This window comes from Agrobacterium sp. 22-210-1 (genome assembly GCF_053522525.1).
Genome location: NZ_JBNWCI010000001.1, coordinates 1,405,524 through 1,429,630, shown reverse-complemented (window position 1 = coordinate 1,429,630; position 24,107 = coordinate 1,405,524). Strand labels below are relative to the sequence as shown.

The window sequence follows — 24,107 nt, the reverse complement described above, 5'->3', positions numbered from 1 at the left end:
GCGGATGAATGAATGCGATGACCAACCACTACGGCTATATTGTTTTTCCAACCGCGCTCGGCCATTGCGGCCTTGCATGGGCAGGGCGCGGCATTGCCCGTCTGCAATTACCCGGTGCTGACGCAGGGGAAACCGAAAAGCTTCTCCTTAAACGTTTTCCGTCGTCAACGATTGCGGTTCCCGACACACGCACGCGTGAGGTCATCGCGATGATCACCCGTTATTTCAGTGGCGAGGCGATCGATTTTACCCCTGTCGAACTGGATCTCGCCGGGCAGGAACGGTTTTTTCTCGATGTTTACGAGGTTGCGCGGCAGATCGGCTGGGGCGACACGACGACCTATGGCGGCATCGTAAAGACCCTCGGTCTCGGCATGGAAAAGGCCCGGGATGTCGGGCAGGCGATGGCGAAAAACCCGGTGCCGCTGATCATTCCCTGCCACCGCGTTCTGGCGGCCGGCGGTCGGCTGGGCGGCTTCTCCGCGCCGGGCGGAACCACCACCAAATTGCGCATGCTGGACCTCGAAAATGCCGGTCGCAACCGTGCCGATGAGGCGCAGGGCAGCCTGTTTTGAAGCAATGACAGATCAGGCCGCATGAATAGGCGTCTGATTTCTGCCCATTTCTCGTCAAATTGTCGCTAAATTGTCACAATACACGGACGCCCTCCAACATAAGGGCGAGACGTTTGAGAGTATCCGCGTTAATTCTATCCGCTGCCTTGGCTTTTACAGTCGTGGCGCCGGCTTCTGCCGGCATGCTGAACCAGGCAGAAAAATACACCGGGCTGCATGAGTCCAAAAACAACAAGAGCCTGAAGAATATTCTTGGGGCAAACCCCCGCAGCACCCCCTGGTGTGGCCTTTTCCTGCATGCCGTCGCCAGCAAGGCCGGCCGACAATCTCCGAAATCCTACGGATTTGCGAAATCCTGGACGTCTTTCGGTTACGCCGTTCCCGTCGGCCAAGCCAAGCCCGGCGATATCGTCGTCATCCGCAACGGCCGCGGTTATCATGCCGGGATTTTGAAGAGCATGAGCGGCAAGACCGCCCAGATCCTCGGCGGCAACCAGTCTGGCCGGGTGCAGGTATCCAATTTCAACCGCAAGGCCATCGTCTCCGTTCGCCGTTGAAGACCAGACATCATTTATTCTTATAAAGGCGGGCCATGACCCGCCTTATCCGTTTTTAAGGGGCCTATGGCTGCTCCCTGGTGCCGGGAGCGGCGTCGCGCTGGTCATCGTCCTCCAGGTCGGTGGCAACGATGAAGGCATCCTCATGCTGGCGCGCAGCCTGCCGTCGGGCGCGCAGGTTCATCGTCTCATCCGGATAAATCTCACTGTCCTTGGATTTGAGTTCGCTGTCGGTTTCGAAACGCGCCACATCCTCGTCGCGAATATCGAGCGGTTCGTTCTGCGGTTTTTTCGGGGTGCTCATGAATAATTCTCCTGCGGGGTTTCCGCGGAGCAAACGATCCCGCATCCATGACGGTTCCCTTTTTCGAAGAAATGCTCGATCGCGATCGGTCTGTGAGGAACAAAGTCTGGCTTTTTCTGTTTTTTCAGTGGCACAATCAAAACCGGTGCAACGCAAAGAGGGAGGCCCGTTATGAGCCATGATCGCGAAGCCGCAATCCGTGAAAAAGCGCGCGCAATATGGGAGAAGGAAGGCAAGCCTGACGGGCATCATGAGCGCCACTGGATCGAGGCTGAACGGGAAGTTTCCGCCGGTGCCGCAAAGACCGCGGGTAAGACCGGCGTGAAAAAATCCGCTGCCGCCAAGTCATCTACGAACAAGACATCGACGAACAAGACATCGACCGACAAGGCGCCTGCGAAGAAAACGCCCGCGAAGAAGGCTCCGGCAGCAAAGGCCAAATCCCCGGCGGTAAAATCGCTTAAGAAGGAGCAGAAGTCGACGGACAAGGACAAAGTCGACGATCTCACGGAAAGCCTTGAAGAAAGTTTCCCGGCCAGCGATCCGCCGGCGCTCACCAACGCTGCAAAGGCAACGAAGCGCGCAGTCAAGAAGACCTGATTGCCGGAAGGCCCACTCGTCAGGTGGGCGAAAAATGCCACGAACCGGATCGGGCGAATGCAGCTGCACTTCGCTCTTCAAAACATGTTTTTGAGAGAAATGGCTCCCCGGGCCGGATTCGAACCGGCGACCTGTCGATTAACAGTCGAATGCTCTACCGCTGAGCTACCAGGGAACGTGCGCTGCTTGGCGCGGTGTGAGCGGGGTAATACAAATGCTTTTCCGATTTGCCAAGCGGTTTTTTCAAAAAAAACGCATTCCTCTTGTTTTATCCCTCTGAAGTCCCGATTTTCCGGGCTTATTGACGGTCAAAAAATTATCCACAGGCCAGACGCTGAAGGGCAGGATGGAATGAAATTCGGAATGAACCACAAAACGGGTCGCCTCCATGTCGGAAAATGGAGCCTTGCCATGCCGCGTTCGCGGGTTGGCAGGATCGCCACCGGCTCCGCTCTGGTGGTTGGCGGAACGTTGGGGTTTTTGCCTGTTCTCGGTTTCTGGATGATTCCGCTCGGTCTTGTCGTACTCTCGCACGATCTGCCGGCGGTGCGCCGCAGGCGGCGAAGGCTCGCGGTCTGGTGGGCGTCGCGACAGAACCGCCGCGAAGCCCGTGACAGGGATCGGTAGGCGCTTATCCGCCGATCGAGCTGCTGATGCCCTGTCCGGCCCAGAAGGCGGCATAGGCAAGCGCTGCGAAATAAATCGCCGTCAGGCCGAGAAACAGATAGCCACCCAGCACGGTCACGCCGTCTCTCTGAATCATGCCTGCGGATAAAAGCAGGATGGCGACGCCGGGCAGGGTGTTGGAAAAGGGAATGAAGCCAAGCGGCATCATCAGCAATACGCCCGCAGTCATCAGCGCCAGACCGTTTATTCTGTTGGCGACGATGCCGGTGGTGAGCGCCGGTACACGCGGACGAATAAAACCATCAAGCTTGGAAACGATGGCGACACCTTTTTGAAGCGCCGGCACCAGTTTTGCCGTCTCCATCTGCCGGTCGAGAATCTTGGCCGGCAGCCATGGCAGGCGGTTCAGCGTGATTGCGAGGCTGACGAGGATGATTGCCGCGCCGAATACCGTGCTGACGCCGGGAATGGAGACAGGAATGAGAAAGGGCAGGGACGCAATTGCGCAGATGAGCAACAGGCCCTGTTCGCCGATCGCTTCCATCAGCTCGCGCAACGTGATCGTCTGGCCCTGCAATTTGCCTATAAGCTTCTCCAGCGTGGTGCTGAGCTTTTCAGACGTATCAGTGAATGCGAATTCGTTCGTCATGCCGCTTCCCGGAAGTTGTTTTAACTCCGGGTTTGATAACATTCATCAGGCCACATGCCTATCGCCGATAGAAACCGGCATGGTCATGGTTCGTCGTATCTTTCGCTTTATTAGTGCGAAACCCAGTGGCTATAGGCACCGGCGAGAAGAACCACCAGCAGGATGGCGAGTATCACCGGGTTGATCGACGTAATGAAGTTTACATAGTCCATGATAACTTCCTCCACTTCTTACATCTTGTATTCTACAGCAAAAAGGCGAGTTTATCTACCGCAGGGTAAAATTTCGCATCGCAGCAACCGACTATCGGTGTGGGCTGGAATCGCTGGTATTTCCCATTTTTTGCGATGCAAAAATAATTCTTCCAACATTTGCCATTCTCTTGCGTTGTGTCTAATCCTGCTGCGGCGCTGGCTCTTCTCGGTCCGCTGCGCGCCGTCGTAAATCGCGTAAATCACTGCTGAGATGCCTCGGCGCTCCCGCCTTGACTTTTCTCCACACTCTTCCCCGGGGACATGACATGCTGAAAAACATCTATGCCTGGACAATGGCGCTTGCGGCGCGCAAAACCGCCGTATGGTGGCTGGCGATCGTCGCTTTTGTGGAAAGCTCCGTCTTCGTCGTGCCCGCAGATGTGCTTTTCCTGCCCATGGTGCTGGCCAAGCCGAAAAAGGCGATGTTTTATGCGTTTGTGGCGACTGTCGCCTCGGTCCTCGGCGGCATCGCCGGCTGGTTTCTCGGCCATTATGCTTTCGAGAGCATCGCGCGGCCCATTCTTGAATTTTACGGCAAGCTCGACAGTTTCGAGCACCTGAAGAACTCGGTGGACTACGAAACCATCGTGCTCCTGCTGGTGACATCGGGGCTTGCGCACCTGCCGCCGATCAAGGTGGTGACGATCCTATCAGGCGCGGCCAATATCAGCCTCGGCCTGTTCATTCTTTCAGCCGTCGTCACACGTGGCGCCCGCTTTTTCATCCTTGCCGGATTGCTGCAGAGATACGGTGATTCAGTGCGTCATTTCATCGAAAAACGCCTCGGCGTGATCACGGCGGCGGCAGCCGCGGCGCTCATCGCGGTCTATGCGGTTTACGTTTTCGTGCGTTGATCGAACGCAATTTTTCTACTCTTACAATACTGTCGCATAACTTTCAGCTTGCTGTCAGAATCCGTCTGTATCGGTTCTCTTGTCGAGTAAGGGAACCGTTTTATTATGCGAAGATTTTGGAAGTGCTCCTTTGGGGGCATGGGCTTTGTTGTGCTTGCGGCAGGCGGATATCTCTACGCCATCCAGCTTCTCGGCAATTTTCACGAGGTCGTGGCCGGTCAGCTTTATCGCTCCAACCAGCCGAGCAATGAAGAGCTTGTGCGCTACACCAAGGATCACGGCATCAAGACGGTTATCAACCTGCGCGGACCGAATGAATCCCAGGCCTGGTACCGGGGTGAGGTCGAAACAGCACGCGAGCTTGGGCTGAAGCACATCGATTTCGGCATGTCGGCCAGCCAGGAACTCAACATGGACCAGGTCAACCAGCTCGTTGCGATCATGCGCGATGCGCCGAAACCTATCCTCATCCATTGCAAGGCCGGCGCTGACCGTACGGGCCTCGCCACCGCTCTTTATCTCAGCCGCGTTGCGCGTCTCGGCGAAAAGGAGGCGGAAAGCCAGCTTTCGGTGCGTTACGGCCACATCGGCATCCCCTATCTCTCGGCAACCTATGCCATGGACAGAACCTGGGAGAATGTGGAGCACATGCCAGTCACCGACGACTTCGCCATCGCGTCGAACGAGTTCTGAGGGCGCTTCAGGCCAATCCTGCGTAAATCATGGATCGTTCCCGGCAAGGGGATTTGCGTTCCGTCTTGATTGCCGATGCGGTCAGGCTGGGCGCGATTCTCGGTGCAGGGCGCGCTGAAGTGGCGAGGCCATAACAGCGGCGGAGTGGTGGGAAAGCGGACCAGGATCCGGTCTGTAGTCGACTTGACCGGCAACGCACGATCTGTCGGAGATATCTTGCTGGAGAGCGATGCTGGCAGGTACGCGCTGCACTCAGATCAACGGCATGGGTCCGTCAAAGGTAAGGTCTCCTCGCCCGGTAGGCCGCATCCAACGGCAAACAGCCGACTCAATCGCCTGCCATATCCGGCGTCCAGCCACGCGTATATCCTTTGCCCATGATGGCAACCGCAAGGGAAAGCTGTTCCTGTAAATGTTCGATTTCACCAAGCAGCGTTTCAACCGCCGCTCTCGCATCGCCATCGTGACACTGGATGACGTATCCGGCTATGTCGTCGGGCCGTACAGGGGTGGATTTTGCAGCATCGGACATATTAGCGACCTCTCTTTTGTTCACTAAATGTTCTAATTTTAGCGGAGAGTCAACAAAGCAATACGGCCGTCGTTCTCTTTAGTGAAAGGCGAGTGGCATGACAGAGAGCAAATCGCGAACCTGATCATTACAACCGCATTCCTCGATACCGGAACGAACCCAGGCGGCTGATGATCGCCAAACGGCGGGGGACCGCTGAAACATGATGCAAGGACCCCGGATGAGAGGAGGGGCTGCGTCAAAAAGACCGTGCTCGAATGCATGAATGAAGTTGCTGAGGCAGCAGTTTTGACGTAGCTCTACCTGCGGGAGATTATGTCAAGTAATAGACTGGAAATATTCAAAATGACGGATTGGAATTGGGTGGATTTATTCCCTATAGTCTTCTTCCCGTTCAAGATTATCGTATTGGGTACAGGCATGTACTTCGCCATCAAGTGGCATCACGATCAGGCGAAGAAGGAAAAAGAAACCAGCGGATCGTAAACGCCCGCCGGACACACTCCTGACGCCTCAGTTTAGCCGGGCCGATATCCAGTGATGCGGCCACAATTCGCGCCACAGGGCAAGGCCACGAGCCCCTTTATCTAAAATCACCTGCTTGATGGTCCGAATCTCATGCTTTCCGAAGGAAACTCGGATGCGCTTTCGGAAGTGTGTTGAGCGATCCGCATCCAGGCAGGTTGCGGCAGTATCGTCAAAAATTACGCCAAGGCGCTTGCCGAAAATGGAATTTTCCAGCAACTGCCGCTCGAGAATTATTCTGATCGGTTCAGCCGCGTTGCGGTCATCGCTGTGCGTTGGCTTATAACGCCAGTGCCACGAATGGATCCCCGTAGCCACAACGATGGGCAATCTTTGCTTTTGATAGGCTTGAGGGCAAGTCACCATTCCATGACGAAGCAACAATTGCCACCGACGCTAACGCCGAAAGCTTTTTGTTCTCCTCAGTGTGGTGAATACGGTTGGTGACCCCTCGAATATCCTGCGACGCGGCTCGCGGGGGCAAGCTCTAATGGACTGCGGGATCCTCGTCTTCAAGAAAGCTGCGAATGCCGTCCTTTTCGCAGGTGGCAAGAAATTCTTCCCATGCGTCTTTGTCGGTGGCGAAAGGCTCTTCCCAGGTGGTGACAAGGTCATTTTCGCTTATGACCTCAAGCTTCCAATCCTGCTGTGTGCCGGCGGATCGGTAAATATCGACGAGGACCGTGACGCCGTCATCTTCGAATTCGCCTGAGAATTCGGAGTGTTCGATTTTTGATTTCTTCGCCATGTCAATGTCCTTCAGGCTCAGGCTTCGTCAGGGTGCTGGGGGTGTCCTTGAACGCGGTAACCGTTAGAAAGACGGCGATGGCGGTAAGAACAAATTTGGTCAGCGTTCAATCCATCAGCCTTCTGCAAGTCAAGTGCGCGCCGTCAGGGCGGGGGAGAACCAAACACCGCGCAAAGCTAACGCGCAGTTGCTCGGGGGACCCGCTGGCTACAATGTGGCTAAAACAAATATAGCCAGCTCTGGGGGAACTGGCTATCTATCTGATTTTTATGGTCGGAGCGGCGGGATTCGAACCCACGACCCCTTGACCCCCAGTCAAGTGCGCTACCGGGCTGCGCTACGCTCCGAACCTGAAAGCCGTTTATATATAAGCCTGTTAGGGCGCAAGCGGAAAATCGCCTTTTCTCAAAAAAAGGAACAATGGGTGTGGATGGCGGGCAGGGGGACGGACTGTCGTTCCACGTTCTACGGGTTGCTTCCGTCAAACGCATGACACATCCTCTTTCCATCATGGCTGGAACCTGCCGTGAACTTCAGCGTTCAATTGCAGCGGAACTGAAACTCAGGGAGATAAATATATGTCTGAACTCGTCGTTGTTGGTTTTGATGGAACGGAAGAGGCTGACCGGGTTCTTCTGAAGCTTGCGGGGCTGAAAAAGGAATATCTGGTCGATCTGGAAGACGCCGTGGTCGTCGTTCGTGATGAAAACGGCAAGGTGCATCTGAAGCAGAGCGTCAATCTGACGGCGCTTGGCGCAAGCTCCGGTTTTCTGTCCGGTGGCCTCTGGGGCGGCCTTGTTGGCCTGCTGTTCCTCAATCCGTTGGCGGGCTTTGCAATTGGCGGCGCAATTGGTGCCGGCACGGGCGCGCTGGCGGGTTCGCTCACCGATTTCGGCATCGATGACGATTTCATCAAATCCCTTGGCGAAACCATCCCCAATGGCTCTTCGGCGCTGTTCGTGCTGATCCGCAAGGTACAGCCGGAAAAGGTCATGGCGGAACTGGAAGGGCTGCGCGGCCGGGTCATCAAGACCTCGCTGTCTCCCGATCAGGAAGCGCAATTGCAAAAAGCTCTGTCGGGTGAAACCGCGCAGGCTGCTGCACCCGCCGCTTAGATGAAAACAGGAAGAACGCTGCGGCATGATCCATGCTGCAGCGTTTTGTCCATATGGTTCCGGAAGCGGCCGCTTAGACGGTCAGCGTGCCCGGTTTCGCCTGCGGCCAGCTGAGATAATAATAGCGGCTCCCGACGCTGCCGAAAAACGCGTTGTTCCCGGAGATGCTGTCGACATAAGCGCCGCTGGCGCTCTTGACATAGGCTGAGCCGTCTCGTTTGAGATGATCCTTCAGAAAATCGCTCCAGCCCGTCGTGGCGATCTCGGTTGCCGGTTTCGAGGTGGTTTTCGAATCGGCCTTCACGTCCCACGCCTTGATCTGAGTGCCTTCGGACGGATCGGATACGGTGAGCGTGCCGGCGGCCAGTGCTTCCAGCATCGCCTTTGCCTGCGAGGCCTTGTCCGGGTCCTTGGACAAATCCTCCAGCATCGCCTTTAGATCCTTCATGAAAGCGGCCTGCGTGATGTCGCCGGAAGACGCCTGCGGTGTAGTCTCGGTTTGCGTCTCTTCGCCGGTGGTCTGCGCATATTGCGCTAGAAGCTGTGTCAGCCTCGTATTGGTGGAAGAAGAAGACGTATCGATGCCATAGGCGCCAAGAAGCGCTGCCCGTGACGAGGACGATGAGGCCGCGGTGGAATTGTCATCCTGCTCCTTGATTGCCTTGAGGGCTAATCTGGTGGCGGTGAGGCGGGTGGACAGGTCGACGGAGGAGACCATTTCGGTAACTTTTCCATGATCAGCCCGATACGCATCATTCGTACCGAACCGGCTTGGCGCGGATTCTTGATCCCGCCTTTCGTCTCCTCTCATAAGAAGACCGGGTGCGTCCCGCGCCGCTTGGGCTTGGGGTGCACCCGGTCTACTGAAAGAAGTTTGCGCGACGCTTGCGTCTTAATTTTCCTGAACGGAAACCCCGTTCGGGCCGATATTCATCTCGATGCCCTTCGGCTTGCTTTCCTCGTGCCAGACATAGGCCCCAAGGCCGACAAGGACCACCAGGAGTGCGCCGATGATGAGATAGAGATTATTGGTCTGCGTCATAAGATGTCTCCCCGTTTGACGATCATAATCGCGGGCTAAACGCATGAAATCGCGCAGGGTTCCGTAAGGGGAAGTATTTTAGGCATTGCTTGTGCGGCGGCGCAGGCTTTCGCGTTTTTCCAGTGCCATGCAGCCCCACAATATGCCGAGCAGCAGGAAGAAATGCCGCCAGTGATCGGTATCGATGACGGCGCCGATCATGACGTGGCCGACAAAGGTCACCCAGGAAATGATCAGGAACGGCTGCCATGGCCGCGGCCGCAGCAGATGCCTGAAACCGGCAGCGATCGTCCAGCAGATCAATGTAAGATAGATCACGAAGCCGAACCAGCCATGCGTTGTCAGGCTTTTCAACCAGATATTATGTTCGGCAGCGGGAAAGATATTGTCGAACACCATCGGCCCGATGCCGAGCGGATGCTCCATCGCCAGCAGGAAACCAAGATAGTGACGGGCAAAGCGCCCCAGATGCCCGCCATCATAGGATTGCACCGCAGAGGCGCGGCTGAGGAACAGGTCGGAGACCTGTTTGAATTGCAGCGCGATGATGACGGCTGCGACCATGAGCGCGACCGCAACGAGAAACAGCACGAGAATTTTCAGGCGAAATGCGGCTGTGCGCTCCTTCAGCAGCATGACGAAGACGAGCAGGAGGGCGGCGAATAAAAACAGGCCCCATGCCGCACGCGAAAATGACAGGAACACGCCAAGCGACAGGATTAGCAGGCCGAGGATACGCCAGGGCGCGTGCATCGCCTTGCCGGTGAGCAGGCCATAGATCAGGTAAAGCGACGGTGTCACCAGGAAGGGACCGAAGACGTTCGGGTCCTGAAACGCACCCTTGGCGCGATCGTAAAGCGTGAAGACTTCGAAGCCGGGAAGGGCGTGAAAATATCCGATGATGCCGAGTAGCGAGGTGATCAGCGCCGCGGCGAGCCAGGCCCGAAAAATCAGCAGCAGCCGCTGGTATTTGTCCTCGATGATCGCCGCGTAAAAAACCGAGGTCAGCGCCAGAAAGGTCGAGACGGCGAGGTAGAGCGGTCCCTCGTCCAGATCGGCCATGGTGGTGAGCGAAAGATAGCCGCCGACATTAAAGGCGAGCAGCAGGCACAGGAGCAGCACGACGGTGCGGGAAAGGCGAAGGCCCAGTAGGAACCAGATGGCCACTTGCCCGACCATCATCAGCTCGTAGGGCGCCGGTTCGGAGATGACGAAGCCGGAGAGGAACACGCCGAAGGCGATGAAGAACGAACCGACGAGCCGCATGGCAGCCAGAGGCGCGTCAAAACCCGGTGCGTGCTGGTAACCGACGTTGGTCAATAGGCGTTTTCCGATTTGAGCAGCCGTATCGGCGTCAGGAACAGGATCTTGAGATCGAGGAAAAGCGACCAGTTCTCGATGTAATAAAGATCATATTCGGTGCGGAACTTGATCTTGTCGCCATGGTCGATTTCGCCGCGCCAGCCATTGATCTGCGCCCAGCCGGTCACGCCGGGCTTGACCTTGTGGCGCGCGAAATAATGCTCCACCACTTCGGTATATTTCAGATCGCCGGTCTGGGCATGGACTGCGTGCGGGCGCGGGCCGACCAGCGAGAGATCGCCATAGAGAACGTTGAAGAGCTGCGGCAGCTCGTCCATCGACGATTTGCGCAGGAAGCGGCCGACGGGTGTGACGCGCGGATCGTTCTTGGTGACGGCCTTCTTGGCGGTCGGATCGCTGAGTTCCGTATACATGGAGCGGAACTTCCAGACATTGATCGTCTCATTGTTGAAGCCGTGACGCTTCTGTTTGAAGAGGACCGGGCCTTTGGAGGTGGCCTTGACGGCAATGCCGGCACCCAGCATCACCGGCCAGAAAAGGGCGATGCCGAGGAGGCTGAAGGTGATGTCGAATATCCGTTTCGCCACCGAATCCCAGTCGCGGATCGGCTTGTCGAACACATCGAGCATCGGCACATTGCCCACATGCGAATAGGCGCGCGGACGGAACCGCAATTTATTGGCATGTGCGGCGATGCGAATATCGACGGGCAGCACCCAGAGTTTGCGCAAGAGCTGGAGAATGCGGGCCTCTGCGCTGAGCGGCAGGGCGATGATCAGCATGTCGAGCTTTGTCAGGCGGGCAAATTCCACCAGTTCGGCAAAGGTGCCGAGCTTGGGATAACCGGCGACGACATCGGGAGAGCGCTCGCTTTTCCGGTCGTCGAAAATCCCGCAGATGCGGATATCGTTGTCCGACTGCTGCTCTAGCGAACGGATGAGGTCTCTGGCAGCATCACCGCCGCCGACGATAACGGCGCGGCGTTCCATGACGCCATTGCGGCCCCAGTGGCGAATGGCAAAGCCAAGGATCAGCCGTCCGGTGAAAATGGCTATCGCGCCAATCGCATACCATATGCCGAAAGCCGGCCAGGAATGCAGCGCATCGGGAAAAAACACGAGAAGGAAACAGGCGGCACCCACGAAAGACAGGCAGACGGCGCCTTGAATGCGGGCAAACATCTTCAGCGGCGTGCGCAGCGTTGGCAACTGATAACAATCGCCCGCCTGCAGCAGGAACACACAGAGTGCCGCACCCAGTACGCCGGCGCTGAAAACCGCCAGAAAGGTCTCGAGACCCCGATCGGCGGCGATGCCGTTGACGATGGCGGCAATGACCACAAGCATCGTGAATTCCAGCAGCCGTAACTGGCCGATCACCATATTCGGTGAATGGTTGCCGGCACGCAGCTGGTTGGCGATCTGCCGCGCAAGCGGATTGAGAACAACGGTCTCGGACGCCGAAGGCTCACCGGCTTCGCGCTCGGAGATTTGCTTGCGCAACGACGCCAGATCGAATTGCAGTCTGTCCTTGTCAGCCTTGGTCATTACTTGGTCCGCACCCTCTAGCGGATCGGCCCGAAAATCGAGACCGATTTCCGATGGGAACGATGCGCAACTTCAAAGTGGTAAAGCGTCCTTGCGTAGCGTCCGAACGGACACACGCGCTCTACGAGCAGGAAACTAGCCGAAACATGCTAAGAAACGTTTATGATGCTTTTCTACAGGATAGCGGAATATACAATTAAAAATCGTGTTTTTAAAATGTCTTTAGACATGAGGCGCGCTTTAGCTGGAAAGCAGGTCGCGATAGAGCTTCATCATGTCATCGGCCATGACAGGCGTTGAAAATTTCGCCTTAAAGCTGTTGGGTGGGGGCATCACCCGCTTTGCCCAATCGTCGTTTTCTGCGTCCCTGACCATGATCTTCGCCAGCGCCTCGGCGTCTCCTGCCGGAACCAGCGCCTCGCTGTCTTCTCCCAGAACCTCGGGAATGCCACCGACATGTGAGGCGATAACCGTCTTGCCCGCTGCCAGCGCCTCAAGCACGATATAGGGCATGGCTTCGGCGCGTGAGGGAACCACCACTGTCTCCGCCAGCTCGAAGGCCTGTCTGGCGGGCATGGCGGCATGCATGGCAATCCGCCGGGAAAGCCCGGCTTTGTCGATCATCGCCGCATATTTGTCCCTGTCCGGCCCGTCACCGACGATAACGCCGGACATGGGGTGGCCGATGCTGCGTTCCATCCTGGCGAAGGCCTTGATGAAGACATCCGGGCCCTTGAGATCGCGCAACATGCCGATATAGAGGAAACGGGCGGCATCCTCGCGGGCAGGCACGGTTTCGAACTCGCTTTCCTGCACGCCGTTATAGATCATCGCCGTCCGGGTGCGCGGCTTGCCGACCTTGGCTTCATAGGTTCGCTGCTCGAAATTACAGACAAAACAGAGCGCGTCGGTGAAGTGTTCCTGAAACCGCTCAAGCCGCAGGAACAGCTGCCCCTTCAGGCTCTTGCGGTCATAATGCAGGCTGCCGCCATGCGGCGAATAGAGGCGGGCTACGCGATACCTGTTCGCCCGCAACAATGAGCCGATCAGCCGGGCAAGAGCGCCACCCTTGGCGCTATGCCCGTGCAAGATGTCCGGCCGCAAACTTTTTATCTGGTTATAGGACCTCCAGAGCGCCAACAGGTCGCCGGGGCCGATGGAGCGCCTGATGGGCAGGCGGGTAAGCCCGAGCTCCAGCATCGGGGTGATCTGGGCGAAAAGCCGCTCCTCATGCACGCCGCCGGTCGAACTGTCGCAGACGATGCCGACCTTGTGGCCCTGTTTCACATGTTCTTCGATCAGGTCACGCACATGGCGGAAGACACCGCCGACGGGGGAGCGGAAACAGTGAATGATGCGCAGGGGAGGGCCGTCATCCGACATGTGTGCCACTCCGTTTTCAGAAGAAGCGTTCACGCACATAGACCGTATCGCCCGCCAGAATGGGAGCGGTGATGCCGATCCGGCCGGTCATTACCTCGGCATTGATCTTGCGGGTAAGATCGACATCGGCCTGATTGGCGCGCGGGGTGAACCCGCCGGCAATGGCAATGGCGTTCTGCACCGTCATGCCCGGCACATAGGAATATTGGCCGGGACGACCAACTTCACCCATGATGAAGACGGGGCGATAACGGTCGATCTCGATCGTCACGTCGGGATCGCGCAGATAACCCTGACGCAATTTCGAGGCAATGGCAGCTTCTAACTGCGGCAGCGTCTTGCCGCGCGCAGGAACCTGGCCGACAAGCGGGAAGGCGACATAACCAGCTTGATCGACCGTATAGGTATTCGTCAGCCCCACCTGTTCAAAGACGTTGATGCGCAGCCTGTCGCCGCTATCGACATGATAGGGTTGCAGGGCCGCCTCATTGAATGAGCGCGGCGCGGGTTGATATGCCGCGCAACCGGAAAGGGCCGTCAGAACGGCAAGCGTCAGTGCGGTGACATGTCGTGATCCGGCGAGCGGCATCTCATCTGGCTCCGAGTCGATCTATGAGCATTCTTATCGTTCTGTTAGGGTTAATGCGCGGTAAACAGTCAGCCCGGAGTATTGCAATATCCGATTTATTTTGTCGGATTCGTCGAGATTAACTGTTGTGTTACCGCCAAGACTTACAATCCGCGAAAATTGGCCATCTATATTTGAGCGCCCGAGGTTTGTCTCGGTTACGGAGCCCACATGAACGGCGATCGCATTGACGACAGGGATGTGGATATCGATCTGGCACAGCTTGTTGCAGCCATATGGCGGCGCAAGGGCCGGATCGCGGCCGTCACGCTTCTGGCCGGCGGCGCCGCCTTCGTGATCGCCAGCATGATGTCGCCTGCCTATAAGGGCGAGGCGCGTGTCCTCATCGAATCCCGCGCGGCCTCCTTCGGCGCTTCGCAGCAGTCGAATGCGCCAGCCGAGCCGGTGCTCGATGAATTGACCGTTTCCAGCCAGGTGCAAATCCTGCAATCGGTCGACCTCATCAAGCAGGTCGCGAAAAACATGAAGCTCTATGAGCTGGAGGAGTTCGACCCGGAGGCGCGTCCGTCGCTGGTGTCGGGCCTGCTGGTTGCCATCGGCCTCAAGAAAGATCCGCTGCAGGTGCAACCCGAAGAGCGGGTGCTGAAGGCTTTCCGCGAGAAATTGCAGGTCTATCAGGTCGAAAGCTCACGCGTTATCACCGTTGAGTTTTCTTCGGAAGACCCGAAGCTCGCCGCCGCCATCCCCAATGAGATGATGAAGGCTTATATTGCCCTGCAAAGTGGCGCGAAACTCGATACGAGCACGGAGGCAGCGCGCTGGCTGGAGCCGGAAATCGCCAGTCTGCGCGAAAAGGTGCGTGAGGCGGACAGGAAGGTCGCGGATTATCGCGCGTCATCCGACCTCCTGTCGGCCGGGCAGGGCGAAACGCTCGCCACCCGCCAGCTCAGTGATATCTCGACCGAACTCGGCCGTATCCGTGGGGAGCGCGCGAATGCGGAAGCACGGGCGGAAGGCGTGCGCAATGCGCTTTCCAGCGGCCGGCCGCTCGATACGTTTCCGGACGTCGTCGGTTCCCCAACGATCCAGCGGTTGAAGGAAAACGAAACGGGTATCCGCAGCCAGATTTCCGATCTGACCTCCTCGCTGCTGGAAGGCCATCCACGCATCAGGGCGCTACGCAACCAGCTGGAGGGCATACAACGGCAGATTCAGGAAGAAACCCGCAAGGTGCTGGCAAGCCTCGAAAACGAGGCCAATGTTTCCCGCCTGCGCGAACGGCAACTGGTGCAGCAATTGAACGTGCTGAAATCGGAAAGCGTGCGCGCCGGGGAGCAGCAGGTCGGCTTGAACGATCTGGAACGCGAGGCTTCGGCCCAACGCCAGCTTCTGGAAACCTATCTTGCCCGTTACCGTGAGGCGACCTCGCGCGCCGGTTCGGTAGATTCCACGCCCGCCGACGCGCGCGTGATCTCAGGCGCGGTGGAGCCGCGTGAGCCCTATTTCCCGAAAACCGGGGCCATCACCATCGTCGTCACGCTGGCGGCTTTCCTGCTTTCCTGCATTGTGGTCATGCTGGTGGAACTCTTCACCGGGCGCGCCTTGAAGCCGGTGGGCAGAAATCAGGTTCCGCCGCTCTCCGATCCGCCTGCGCCGACGCGTAAACCCGCCGACAGGGACGAGACTACGGATTTGCCGCAACAACCGGTTGCCACACATCGTGAGCCGTCGCCGCCGGTCGCCCAGGCCATGCCCGCTGCCGCCTACCAGCAGCAACCCATTGTCGAAGAGGTGCGGCCGGCACCAGTCGCCGCTGCCACTGCTGCTGCTTCGGTTTTGCCGGTGGAAGAGGTAGCGCCTTTGAAAGAAGAGGCAGAGAAAGACGAGATCGAAACCTCCGACGATTTCTCGATCGATGCCGTTGCGGGCTTTCTGGCCACCCGCCTTGCCAAGCCCGTCGCCGCCGTTGTGTCTCCAGCCGGAGACAGTGGTTCGACCACTACCGTCATGCTGGCGCGCGCCCTGTCTGAAATGGGCCGCTCGGTCGTTCTCGTCGATATGACGGCCTCTGCCTGTCCCACGCGTCTGATGGTGCCCGAGGCCGGGCTGCCTGGTGTCATGGACCTTCTGGCGGGTGCCGCCGCCTTTGGCGAAACCATTCACGGCGACCGGCTGTCCGATGCGCATATCGTGCCGCGCGGCAATGCGCAGCCGCGTGAGGCCATGCGGGCCATCGATCGCCTGACGATGATTCTAAGCGCTCTATCTGACGCCTATGATACGGTGTTGGTTGAATGCGGCGCGGTGCAGATTTCGAGCCTTGAAAAAATGCTGCGCAATCTGCCGGCGGAAATCATCGTTTCCGTGCCCGGCAAGGATGGCGAGATGCTGGAGAAGACGCTCGGTGAGCTGGTGGCCCAGGGCTACGAACAGGCATTGCCGATGACAGGCATGCGCAAGCCGGGTCATCTGAGCGCCGCCTGACGGACGGCAAACCCTCTCAGTCAGCAACAGACATGGCGTCCGTCCTTGGCCGCCCGGCGCGAAAACGCTGGATCAGCGCATAAAGCGCCGGGTTGGACTTGATCAGGCTTTTCGTCCTTGCGATGGCAACATAGGCCGAGGCAGCTGCGCGCCCCTTCAACGTCACCGGTAGGAATATATCGTGCTGGGCGGTGGAAAGCGGGCACCAGCTGCGTTTGTAAAGCTGATCGCCGACACCGAAATCGAAGAGTGCGGCTTTCTCTCTGCAGGCGCGTTCAATCATCAGCCAGAACAGCAACTCGCCTGGGCTGAGTTCCGAAACCACCTCATCGATCGATCCGAACTGGCAGATGATGTGGTCCTGCTTGCGCGAAAGCCCGGATATGGCGGCAATGACGCCCTCGTGTTCCCCATGCAGGCGAATGGCGTGCAGCTCCAGAAGACTGTCCATACCCGTTTCCGGGAAGTTGGCCAGATCGTAGAAAAACTCCTTCACCGATTGGCTTCGGAAAACATCCGGGATGCCTTGGGAGGCGAACCGGGTGGCCTTTTGCCGGAAGAAGGCCTGCAATAATTCGCATTTTTCCTGTGGCGAACGGGCAATCACGTGGCTGTAACCGCCCATTTCCTCGGCCCTTCGGCTCTGGATACGGAATTTCTTCCGTCGTCTCTTGGCATTGACCTGTCGCAAGGTGCTTTCAAAACTTTCCAGCAGCGGCAGTTGAAAGGCCGGGTTCTGGTTTTCGACGGAAGCCAGATAGGAAAGCGGATTGGTCCTGCCGCGCCAGGTGAGCGGTATGTTCTGCAAGGCCAGAATATCCGCCCGGCCATGCAGCAGTTTTCGCGCCTCGCGGGCAATCGCTGCCGCCGTCTTATGTTCTGCCTGCTCGGCAAAGGACGGCTCGAAAAGCCCGGTATTGATATTGTTAAAACGGCCGCCCGGAAAACGCGCCTTGCGGATACCGCCTTCCTGCACGATTTCGAGCGGCAGCAGGAAGACCGTCTTTGCGCCCTGTCTGCCGCGAATGATGAGCAGCGGGCTTTTCTGGGTCTGCGCCCAGATGGAGCACCAGCCGAAACCCTGATGCAGGGAATTGAGCGGGTCGCTCTCCATCCGCTCCCAATCGGTGCGGATGGTGGAAGCGTCATCGACGAGATCGATCACCAGACGGTCGGCACCCCGCCGCTCGCCTTGCATGGCGCTCGACGCTTTGCTCTCGCTGACTGTGACCGGCCCCTCAGCCGCCATCCACTCTCTCCGGTTGTTTCGGTGGGACTATATCGCTGAGCGGCAAACAATCAGTTTATAAAATTGCGACCTCAGGGTGTTGCGCAACGGTTGGCGCTTATCCCTGTTTTTTGGGCCCCGCCATCCATTTGATGATGAGCATGGCCGGCAATATCCACAAAAGCCCGCTCAGCACGAAATAGGCCAGATGCACCCACCAGGGCGATTGCGCCAGCGTCGCCGATGCAATGGCCGTCGCGGCCACGGCGTAAATGACGACGAGGCAGATGATGACGATGGTGCCGATAAGCGATCTGAGGCGAGGGGGCATGAAATCTTCCATCATGAGAGCATGTCTCCCAAAAGTGTCATCGGTTTTGGGAAAAAGACATGCGTAAAACAAAAAATTAGATCGTCTTGGCGATTCGAAGAAGAGACAGGACGACCTGATATGTAAGCGCGACTATACCGCCGCGACCGCATGCCGCAAACCCTGAGGCCTTGTTTTGTGGTGCCGGTTGGGGCTAATCAACATGACTGTATGAGGGAGACCTGAAAAGATGCGTTCGAGCAGCATGACGATGGCAAACGGTTCTGCGGAAATGGTGGTGGAGGCTGCCCTGCAGAAGCAGGAAAAGAACCGCCGCCTGCTGCGCATCTGGCTGCGCGTCGTTCTCTTCACGCTCTTCTGTCTCGTGCTGGTCGGCGGCGCCACGCGGCTTACCGAATCCGGCCTGTCGATCACCGAATGGAAGCCTATCCACGGCGCCATCCCGCCGCTTTCGGTTGCCGAATGGGAAGAAGAATTCCAGCTTTACAAGCGCATTCCCCAATATCAGGAAATCAACAGGGGCATGTCGCTTGACGAGTTCAAGACGATTTTCTGGTGGGAATGGGCGCATCGCCTGCTTGCCCGCGCCATCGGTCTCATCTTCGCCCTGCCGCTCGCCTTTTTCTGGCTGACGGGCCGCGTCGAAAAGCGCCTGCGCCTGCCCCTCGTCGGCCTTCTGGCGCTTGGCGGTTTTCAGGGCTTTATCGGCTGGTGGATGGTCTCTTCCGGTCTCGTCAATCGCACGGATGTCTCGCAATATCGCCTCGCCACGCATCTGACCATCGCCTGCCTCATCTTCGCGGGCTGCATGTGGATATTGCGTGGCCTGTCGCATCATTCGCCTGAAACGGCTGACGAAAAGACGGGCAGGGGCTTTGCCGGCCTGTTGACGGTGCTCTGTCTGTTCCAGATCTATCTCGGCGCGCTGGTGGCGGGGCTGAATGCCGGCCTTTCCTACAACACCTGGCCGCTGATGGACGGTTCACTGGTGCCGGGCGATCTCTTCCTGCAGCAGCCCTGGTGGATCAACCTCTTCGAAAACCCCAAGACGGTGCAGTTCATCCATCGTCTTGGCGCCTACACGCTTTTCGCCGCCACGCTGTGGCACATGGTGTCCATTGCCCGTGCCCTGCCGAATACGCCACACGCACGCCGCGCCGTGCTGTTCTTCGTGCTCGTTTCCATTCAGGCAGCGCTCGGCATCACCACGCTTCTCATGCATGTGGATATCCACGTGGCGCTCGCCCATCAGGGCATGGCCTTGATCGTGCTTGGATTTGCGGTTGCCCACTGGCGCGGTTTCATTGGCGAATATCCGGCACCTGTCGCCGTCGAAGTCAGGGACTAAGCGCGCTCAGAACTGCTTCAGCACCGTTTTGACGGTAGCCGCGACAGCGAGTTCGTTGTCGCGCTCTTCCGCATTGCTGTCCTCTTCGTGCCAGGTGGCCGAGAGGCAGCCATAAGCGAAGGCATATTGCAGCAACACCCGTTCATCCCGCTGCAGCGCCCTGGAAAAAATCGCCGCCATGGAGGCGATACGCGCCTCGCTGCGTGTCAGATCGAAGCGGTCGAGTGGATTGGAGAACATGTTCGCGACATCAAGCGCCGCATCGCCGATCAGGCCGGCCGGGTCGATGATGATCCAGCCGCGCCCGCTGCGCATGATGTTTTCGTGATGCAGATCGCCATGCAGCGGCTTCACATCCCGTTGCCGGTCAATCAGCTCCTGCGCCAGCGCGGCGGCTTCGACATAGATGCTCTCTACGCCGTCGGTGCGATCCTGTTCGGCCTTGCGGAACAGGCTTTCGAAATAGAGAGGCAACGTCAGCAGGCTTGAGGGCGGGGGCTGCTGTGATGGCTGATGGTATTGGAGCAGAACATCGGCGGCAATTTGCGTGGTCGCGTCGTCGTCGCCGTCGCGGAACAATACATCGCGCAACGTCTCCGCGCCGGCATGTTCCATCAGCAGAATATCATCGGAACGCTCAAGCAGCTCCACGCATCCGACACCCGAGCGCCACGCGATGAAATCCGCACCGCGAAGGCTGTCCTCAAGCACTTTCTTTTTCAGGACTTTGGCGACGGCTGGAGAGCCGTCACCGCGCGTTACCGCGTAGACCACCCCGGCCGGCGTGTCGGCAATCTGTTTTGCGGCCTCGATATTCCACGAGGCCGGAAAAGAGGGGATGGTTCCGCTCATGCAGAAAGCCTCATGCCGACAGCATCAGTTCCATGTTCTGCACGGCCGCGCCGGATGCGCCCTTGCCGAGGTTGTCGAGCAGCGCCACGAGGTTGATGTGCTCGCCGCCCGGCGTGCCGAAGACGAAGAGCTTCATCGTGTCCTTGCCCGCCAGTTCCTCGGCGTCGATGCGGGATAGCCCCTTGCTTTCGGCAAGTGGCACCACACTAACGATATCCTGGCCCGCATAATGGGCCGTGAGCGCGGCATGGACCGTCTCGATGCTCGTGCCTTCCTTGAGGTCGGCGGCAAACAGCGGCACCTGCACAATCATGCCCTGTGGGAAACGTCCGACGGAAGGCGCAAACAGCGGTGCGCGGTCAAGCTGGCCGTGAATGGTCATTTCCGGCACATGCTTATGGGAGAGCGTCAGGCCATAGAGGAAATTATTGGCGCTGATCGCGTCGTCGCGGTTCTGGTCTTCCATCTGCGCAATCATCTGCTTGCCGCCGCCGGTATAACCGGAGACCGCATTGACGCTGACCGGATAACCGTCCGGCAGGATGGCGGCAGCGCGCAGGGGACGGATGAGACCGATAGCGCCCGTCGGATAGCAGCCCGGATTGGCGACGAAACGGGCGGAACGAACCTTGTCGCCCTGCTCGCTGTCCATTTCGGCAAAACCGTAAGCCCAGTCCTTGTGCACGCGATAGGCGGTCGAGGTATCGATGATGCGGACATTGTTGTTGCCGGCCACCATCGAGACCGCTTCCCGGGAAGCGTCATCCGGCAGGCAGAGGATGGAAATGTCGGCGTTGTTGAGCATATCCTCGCGCATGGCGGCGTTGCGGCGCTCGGCTTCGGGAATGGACAGCAGGTCAATATCGCGGCGACCAGCAAGGCGCGTGCGGATCTGCAGACCCGTGGTGCCGTGTTCGCCATCGATGAAGATCTTCGCTGTCATGTCCTTGTCCTGACTTTTCAAAGGGTTGTAAGGGTATTCGGAATCAGTTTGGCAGGTGCCGTTTTTGTCTCAGCCAGCCTTAGCCAGCCGTTCGGCACGCAGGCCAAGCATATACATCGCAACGGTGGCTCCGGCAATGGCAGTTATATCCGCGTGGTCGTAAGCGGGCGCCACCTCCACCACGTCGGAGCCGCGAATATCAAGATGGCCAAGCCCGCGCAGAACGGAGAGGATCTTGGCGCTGGTCGGCCCCCCGGCCACCGGCGTGCCTGTTCCGGGCGCGAAGGCCGGGTCGAGGCAATCGATGTCAAAGGTGAGATAGGCAGGCATGCCGGCCGTATGCTTGACGATCAGCGAGGCGATGTCGCTCGCCCGCATCTCCTCCACCTCGTAACCGTGGAGAATGCGAATGCCGAAATCGTCAGGGGCATGGGTGCGAATGCCGATCTGGATCGAGCGGTCGGCATCGATCAAGCCGTCGCGAACGGCGCGGGCCACGAAGGAGCCGTGATCGATCCGCTTGCCGTCATCGAACCAGGTATCCTGATGTGCATCGAACTGCACCAGAGCTAACGGCCCATGCTTGGCCACATGCGCCTTCAAAAGCGGCCAGGTAATGAAGTGGTCGCCTCCGAGCGTCAGCAGATAATCCGTCTTGGAGATAATCCTACGTGCTTCTTTTTCGATCGTATCAGGCGTCTTCCAGTGGTTGCCGTAGTCGAGCAGGCAGTCGCCATAATCGACGGTCGGCATATGGGCGAAGAGATCGCGCGCGAAGGGATATTGCGGATCGTTATCGAAAATCGCCGAGGCCCGGCGGACGGCCTGCGGCCCGAAGCGTGCACCCGGCCGGTTGGATGTCGCCGCATCGAAGGGAATGCCCCAGATGGCTGTCGATACGCCCTTGAGGGTCTTGGTATATTTGCGCCGCATGAAGGAGAGGACGCCCGCATGGGTCGGATCGGTCGCAGCCGATGTCAGCGTGGTTGCGGTAAGGGCATGGTCGATGGTTTTGGATGGCATTATTTTTCCGCCTTTTCAGCAAGATCGGCGAAATTGCGAATTTTGATCGCGCGGCCGTCGAAGCGGGCCACGATTTCGAGTTCGCCGCCCATCGCCTCGATAAACCGGCGCAGCGTCCCGACATACATATCGGCCCTTTTTTCCAGCTTGGCGACCGAGCTTTGGCCAATATCCAGCGCCTGTGCTATTTCGTCCTGCGAGAGCTTCAGCGCCCTGCGAACATCTGCAAGGTCCATTTCCTCTTCCAGACGAATTGCTTCGGCTTTTGATTTAACGCGCGCATCATCCGACATCCGGTCGCGCAATTGCGCGAAACTGTGTCTACCGCTCATGGTGCTGCTCCTTTTCAAGCTCCGTCAGATGCTCGTCATAAAGTGTATCGGCAATCGGTATCATGCGGTCATAGAACCGTTTGTCACCCGTCTTGTCGCCGCCGATCAGCAGGATCGCCATTCGGCGCGGATCGAAGGCGTAAAATATCCGCAGCGGTTTTCCTCCGCTTTGGATACGTAATTCCCGCATATGCGCGTGCCGTGATCCATGAATGCCACTCGAATAGGGAAACGGTAGGCGAGGGCCGCACTCCTCCAGTTTCTGAACATAGGCGTCGATACTGATGTGCTCGCTTTCCTCAAGCGTTTCCCACCATGCTCCGAATTCATTCGTATACTCGACAACATAGCTCATGCGGCAATATTATTCCCTTGAGGGAATATTTCAAGATGCAGCTGATCGCCAAAATAAAAAAAGGCGGAGCCGAAGCCCCGCCTTTCGAAGGTATTGTACCAGTAAGCGATTAGCGCTTCGAGAACTGGAACGAACGGCGGGCCTTGGCCTTACCGTACTTCTTACGCTCGACGACGCGGCTGTCGCGGGTCAGGAAGCCACCCTTCTTCAGAACGGAGCGCAGGCCCGGTTCGAAGTAGGTGAGGGCCTTGGACAGACCGTGACGAACGGCGCCGGCCTGACCGGACAGACCACCACCGGCAACGGTGGCGATGATGTCGAACTGACCTGCGCGGGCAGCGGCGACGATCGGCTGCTGAAGGATCATCTGCAGAACCGGACGTGCGAAATACGCGGTGAAATCGCGGCCGTTGATGATGATCTTGCCAGAACCGGCCTTCACCCATACGCGGGCTACGGCGTTCTTGCGCTTGCCGGTCGCGTAAGAGCGGCCGAGGGTATCAACCTTGCGGACGTGCACGGGAGCCGAAGCTTCCGATGCCGGGGCGAGGTCTTTCAGAGAGGAAAGATCGGCCATTATCAGGCGCTCCTTACGTTCTTCTTGTTAAGCGCGGCCACATCGAGAACGGTGGGCTGCTGTGCTTCGTGCGGATGGTTCGAGCCGGCGTAAACGCGCAGGTTCTTCATCTGGCGACGGCCGAGCGGGCCGCGCGGGATCATGCGCTCGATAGCCTTTTCAACGACGCGCTCCGGGAAGCGGCCTTCGATGATCTGGCGAGCGGTGCGCTCCTTGATGCCACCCGGGTGACCGGTGTGCCAGTAGTACTTCTTGTCAGAGTACTTGTTGCCGGTGAAGGCAATCTTTTCCGCGTTGATGACGATGACATTGTCGCCATCATCGACGTGGGGGGTGTAGGTGGCCTTGTGCTTGCCGCGCAGGCGGGTTGCAACGATGGTGGCGAGGCGACCAACAACGAGGCCTTCGGCGTCGATGATGACCCACTTCTTCTCCACCTCAGCAGGCTTCTGAACGAAAGTAGACATGGATTTCACTTTCTAACGTGGACCCGTCATCCTCTTCATGAAAGAGATACGGGCGTTTCTTGTTGCTTGGTTTGGTTGCCCTGTGGGTAACCGCAAATGACCCTATTCCGGCTGGAATCCGATCTGGCGCGCTTATACGGTGCGCCGGGGAAAGCGTCAATATGACGTTTTTTGAAGACCTTAAAAATAATCAAGTAAAAACAATGCCTTATTTATGTGGTAATATTTTACCCCATAAAATTGGCCCGTT

Annotated in this window: 30 protein-coding genes and 2 tRNA genes; 10 read left to right on the top strand and 22 right to left on the bottom strand. The window is 58.1% G+C overall.

Going from position 1 to position 24,107, the window contains the following annotated elements; all coding sequences use genetic code 11:
- Positions 1 to 17: 17 nt before the first annotated feature.
- Together ACQZ5F_RS07190 and ACQZ5F_RS07185 are read left to right on the top strand one after the other, a co-directional pair.
- A complete protein-coding gene (locus ACQZ5F_RS07190) occupies positions 18 to 575 on the top strand; it encodes a methylated-DNA--[protein]-cysteine S-methyltransferase (RefSeq protein ID WP_052818610.1) in 558 nt (185 codons plus the stop codon).
- A 113-nt stretch (positions 576 to 688) separates the two neighbouring features.
- On the top strand, positions 689 to 1,132 hold the full coding sequence (locus tag ACQZ5F_RS07185; RefSeq protein ID WP_080842170.1) for a TIGR02594 family protein: 444 nt from the start codon (positions 689 to 691) through the stop codon (positions 1,130 to 1,132).
- Between the two features lie 64 nt (positions 1,133 to 1,196).
- On the opposite strand, the gene ACQZ5F_RS07180 is transcribed toward ACQZ5F_RS07185, so the two are convergent.
- The gene (locus ACQZ5F_RS07180; RefSeq protein WP_052818558.1) at positions 1,197 to 1,436 is read right to left on the bottom strand and encodes a hypothetical protein; all 240 of its coding nucleotides are present in this window, start codon (positions 1,434 to 1,436) and stop codon (positions 1,197 to 1,199) included.
- Between the two features lie 171 nt (positions 1,437 to 1,607).
- Here ACQZ5F_RS07180 and ACQZ5F_RS07175 point away from each other — a divergent pair, with 171 nt between their 5' ends.
- Positions 1,608 to 2,036, top strand: coding sequence for a DUF2934 domain-containing protein (locus ACQZ5F_RS07175; RefSeq protein WP_225339932.1), 429 nt, complete (start codon positions 1,608 to 1,610; stop codon positions 2,034 to 2,036).
- Positions 2,037 to 2,136: 100 nt separating this feature from the next.
- Here ACQZ5F_RS07175 and ACQZ5F_RS07170 read toward each other — a convergent pair.
- A tRNA-Asn gene (locus tag ACQZ5F_RS07170) sits at positions 2,137 to 2,211 on the bottom strand.
- Positions 2,212 to 2,387: 176 nt separating this feature from the next.
- On the opposite strand from ACQZ5F_RS07170, the gene ACQZ5F_RS07165 reads away from it, so the two are divergent.
- Positions 2,388 to 2,663, top strand: coding sequence for a hypothetical protein (locus ACQZ5F_RS07165; RefSeq protein WP_046800350.1), 276 nt, complete (start codon positions 2,388 to 2,390; stop codon positions 2,661 to 2,663).
- Positions 2,664 to 2,667: 4 nt separating this feature from the next.
- Here ACQZ5F_RS07165 and ACQZ5F_RS07160 read toward each other — a convergent pair whose 3' ends face one another.
- Positions 2,668 to 3,312 (bottom strand): exopolysaccharide biosynthesis protein, encoded by a 645-nt coding sequence (locus ACQZ5F_RS07160; protein ID WP_046800349.1) that lies wholly within the window; start codon positions 3,310 to 3,312, stop codon positions 2,668 to 2,670.
- A 520-nt stretch (positions 3,313 to 3,832) separates the two neighbouring features.
- Between ACQZ5F_RS07160 and ACQZ5F_RS07155 the strand changes: the two genes are divergently transcribed.
- A complete protein-coding gene (locus ACQZ5F_RS07155) occupies positions 3,833 to 4,420 on the top strand; it encodes a YqaA family protein (protein ID WP_046800348.1) in 588 nt (195 codons plus the stop codon).
- Positions 4,421 to 4,558: 138 nt separating this feature from the next.
- Positions 4,559 to 5,113 (top strand): dual specificity protein phosphatase family protein, encoded by a 555-nt coding sequence (locus tag ACQZ5F_RS07150; protein ID WP_046800347.1) that lies wholly within the window; start codon positions 4,559 to 4,561, stop codon positions 5,111 to 5,113.
- Positions 5,114 to 5,441: 328 nt separating this feature from the next.
- On the opposite strand, the gene ACQZ5F_RS07145 is transcribed toward ACQZ5F_RS07150, so the two are convergent.
- Positions 5,442 to 5,645, bottom strand: a complete 204-nt coding sequence (locus ACQZ5F_RS07145) for a hypothetical protein (protein ID WP_046800346.1) — start codon at positions 5,643 to 5,645, stop codon at positions 5,442 to 5,444.
- Between the two features lie 345 nt (positions 5,646 to 5,990).
- On the opposite strand from ACQZ5F_RS07145, the gene ACQZ5F_RS07140 reads away from it, so the two are divergent.
- A complete protein-coding gene (locus tag ACQZ5F_RS07140; RefSeq protein ID WP_137002497.1) occupies positions 5,991 to 6,131 on the top strand; it encodes a hypothetical protein in 141 nt (46 codons plus the stop codon).
- Between the two features lie 27 nt (positions 6,132 to 6,158).
- Here the strand turns inward: ACQZ5F_RS07140 and ACQZ5F_RS07135 are convergent, their stop codons facing one another.
- From ACQZ5F_RS07135 to ACQZ5F_RS07125, 3 genes are all read right to left on the bottom strand, one after another.
- Positions 6,159 to 6,500, bottom strand: coding sequence for a hypothetical protein (locus tag ACQZ5F_RS07135; RefSeq protein ID WP_225339931.1), 342 nt, complete (start codon positions 6,498 to 6,500; stop codon positions 6,159 to 6,161).
- A 157-nt stretch (positions 6,501 to 6,657) separates the two neighbouring features.
- On the bottom strand, positions 6,658 to 6,918 hold the full coding sequence (locus ACQZ5F_RS07130) for a hypothetical protein (protein WP_137084060.1): 261 nt from the start codon (positions 6,916 to 6,918) through the stop codon (positions 6,658 to 6,660).
- Between the two features lie 270 nt (positions 6,919 to 7,188).
- A tRNA-Pro gene (locus tag ACQZ5F_RS07125) sits at positions 7,189 to 7,265 on the bottom strand.
- A gap of 231 nt (positions 7,266 to 7,496) precedes the next feature.
- Between ACQZ5F_RS07125 and ACQZ5F_RS07120 the strand changes: the two genes are divergently transcribed.
- Complete coding sequence (locus tag ACQZ5F_RS07120) at positions 7,497 to 8,033, top strand: DUF1269 domain-containing protein (protein WP_046800343.1); 537 nt, start codon at positions 7,497 to 7,499, stop codon at positions 8,031 to 8,033.
- Positions 8,034 to 8,106: 73 nt separating this feature from the next.
- On the opposite strand, the gene ACQZ5F_RS07115 is transcribed toward ACQZ5F_RS07120, so the two are convergent.
- From ACQZ5F_RS07115 to uppC, 6 genes are all read right to left on the bottom strand, one after another.
- On the bottom strand, positions 8,107 to 8,751 hold the full coding sequence (locus tag ACQZ5F_RS07115; RefSeq protein ID WP_225339930.1) for a hypothetical protein: 645 nt from the start codon (positions 8,749 to 8,751) through the stop codon (positions 8,107 to 8,109).
- A 174-nt stretch (positions 8,752 to 8,925) separates the two neighbouring features.
- Entirely contained in the window at positions 8,926 to 9,075 is a 150-nt protein-coding gene (locus ACQZ5F_RS07110) for a hypothetical protein (RefSeq protein ID WP_003496532.1), read from the bottom strand.
- A gap of 78 nt (positions 9,076 to 9,153) precedes the next feature.
- Positions 9,154 to 10,395, bottom strand: coding sequence for a polysaccharide biosynthesis O-antigen ligase family protein UppF (gene uppF / locus ACQZ5F_RS07105; RefSeq protein ID WP_046800341.1), 1,242 nt, complete (start codon positions 10,393 to 10,395; stop codon positions 9,154 to 9,156).
- Positions 10,392 to 11,945, bottom strand: coding sequence for a polysaccharide biosynthesis glycosyltransferase UppE (gene uppE, locus ACQZ5F_RS07100; protein WP_052818553.1), 1,554 nt, complete (start codon positions 11,943 to 11,945; stop codon positions 10,392 to 10,394). The genes uppF and uppE overlap by 4 nt, the downstream gene beginning before the upstream one ends.
- 240 nt (positions 11,946 to 12,185) lie before the next feature.
- Positions 12,186 to 13,328 carry a polysaccharide biosynthesis type 4 glycosyltransferase UppD gene (gene uppD, locus ACQZ5F_RS07095; RefSeq protein ID WP_225339929.1) on the bottom strand — a complete coding sequence of 381 codons (1,143 nt, stop codon included), beginning with the start codon at positions 13,326 to 13,328 and terminating at the stop codon, positions 12,186 to 12,188.
- A gap of 16 nt (positions 13,329 to 13,344) precedes the next feature.
- Entirely contained in the window at positions 13,345 to 13,917 is a 573-nt protein-coding gene (uppC, locus tag ACQZ5F_RS07090) for a polysaccharide export protein UppC (protein ID WP_225339928.1), read from the bottom strand.
- Between the two features lie 210 nt (positions 13,918 to 14,127).
- Here uppC and uppB point away from each other — a divergent pair, with 210 nt between their 5' ends.
- Positions 14,128 to 16,401 (top strand): polysaccharide biosynthesis protein UppB, encoded by a 2,274-nt coding sequence (gene uppB, locus ACQZ5F_RS07085; RefSeq protein ID WP_225339927.1) that lies wholly within the window; start codon positions 14,128 to 14,130, stop codon positions 16,399 to 16,401.
- A 16-nt stretch (positions 16,402 to 16,417) separates the two neighbouring features.
- Here uppB and uppA read toward each other — a convergent pair whose 3' ends face one another.
- Together uppA and ACQZ5F_RS07075 are read right to left on the bottom strand one after the other, a co-directional pair.
- Positions 16,418 to 17,650, bottom strand: a complete 1,233-nt coding sequence (gene uppA, locus ACQZ5F_RS07080; protein ID WP_225339926.1) for a polysaccharide biosynthesis GNAT family N-acetyltransferase UppA — start codon at positions 17,648 to 17,650, stop codon at positions 16,418 to 16,420.
- 97 nt (positions 17,651 to 17,747) lie between these two features.
- A complete protein-coding gene (locus tag ACQZ5F_RS07075; RefSeq protein ID WP_046800379.1) occupies positions 17,748 to 17,960 on the bottom strand; it encodes a DUF2842 domain-containing protein in 213 nt (70 codons plus the stop codon).
- Positions 17,961 to 18,204: 244 nt separating this feature from the next.
- Between ACQZ5F_RS07075 and ACQZ5F_RS07070 the strand changes: the two genes are divergently transcribed.
- Positions 18,205 to 19,308, top strand: a complete 1,104-nt coding sequence (locus ACQZ5F_RS07070; RefSeq protein ID WP_225340004.1) for a COX15/CtaA family protein — start codon at positions 18,205 to 18,207, stop codon at positions 19,306 to 19,308.
- A gap of 6 nt (positions 19,309 to 19,314) precedes the next feature.
- Here the strand turns inward: ACQZ5F_RS07070 and ACQZ5F_RS07065 are convergent, their stop codons facing one another.
- The 7 genes from ACQZ5F_RS07065 to rplM all read right to left on the bottom strand — a co-directional run bounded on the left by ACQZ5F_RS07065 (position 19,315) and on the right by rplM (position 23,857).
- On the bottom strand, positions 19,315 to 20,160 hold the full coding sequence (locus ACQZ5F_RS07065) for an aminoglycoside phosphotransferase family protein (RefSeq protein ID WP_225339925.1): 846 nt from the start codon (positions 20,158 to 20,160) through the stop codon (positions 19,315 to 19,317).
- A 10-nt stretch (positions 20,161 to 20,170) separates the two neighbouring features.
- On the bottom strand, positions 20,171 to 21,103 hold the full coding sequence (gene argC, locus ACQZ5F_RS07060) for an N-acetyl-gamma-glutamyl-phosphate reductase (protein WP_225339924.1): 933 nt from the start codon (positions 21,101 to 21,103) through the stop codon (positions 20,171 to 20,173).
- A gap of 69 nt (positions 21,104 to 21,172) precedes the next feature.
- A complete protein-coding gene (speB, locus tag ACQZ5F_RS07055; protein ID WP_225339923.1) occupies positions 21,173 to 22,126 on the bottom strand; it encodes an agmatinase in 954 nt (317 codons plus the stop codon).
- Positions 22,126 to 22,458 carry an XRE family transcriptional regulator gene (locus ACQZ5F_RS07050; protein ID WP_225339922.1) on the bottom strand — a complete coding sequence of 111 codons (333 nt, stop codon included), beginning with the start codon at positions 22,456 to 22,458 and terminating at the stop codon, positions 22,126 to 22,128. Before ACQZ5F_RS07050 ends, speB begins: the two co-directional genes overlap by 1 nt.
- Positions 22,448 to 22,813 carry a type II toxin-antitoxin system RelE/ParE family toxin gene (locus ACQZ5F_RS07045; protein WP_137084075.1) on the bottom strand — a complete coding sequence of 122 codons (366 nt, stop codon included), beginning with the start codon at positions 22,811 to 22,813 and terminating at the stop codon, positions 22,448 to 22,450. Before ACQZ5F_RS07045 ends, ACQZ5F_RS07050 begins: the two co-directional genes overlap by 11 nt.
- 109 nt (positions 22,814 to 22,922) lie before the next feature.
- Positions 22,923 to 23,390, bottom strand: a complete 468-nt coding sequence (gene rpsI, locus ACQZ5F_RS07040) for a 30S ribosomal protein S9 (RefSeq protein WP_046800329.1) — start codon at positions 23,388 to 23,390, stop codon at positions 22,923 to 22,925.
- Between the two features lie 2 nt (positions 23,391 to 23,392).
- Positions 23,393 to 23,857, bottom strand: coding sequence for a 50S ribosomal protein L13 (rplM, locus tag ACQZ5F_RS07035; RefSeq protein WP_035242586.1), 465 nt, complete (start codon positions 23,855 to 23,857; stop codon positions 23,393 to 23,395).
- Between the last annotated feature and the right edge of the window lie 250 nt (positions 23,858 to 24,107).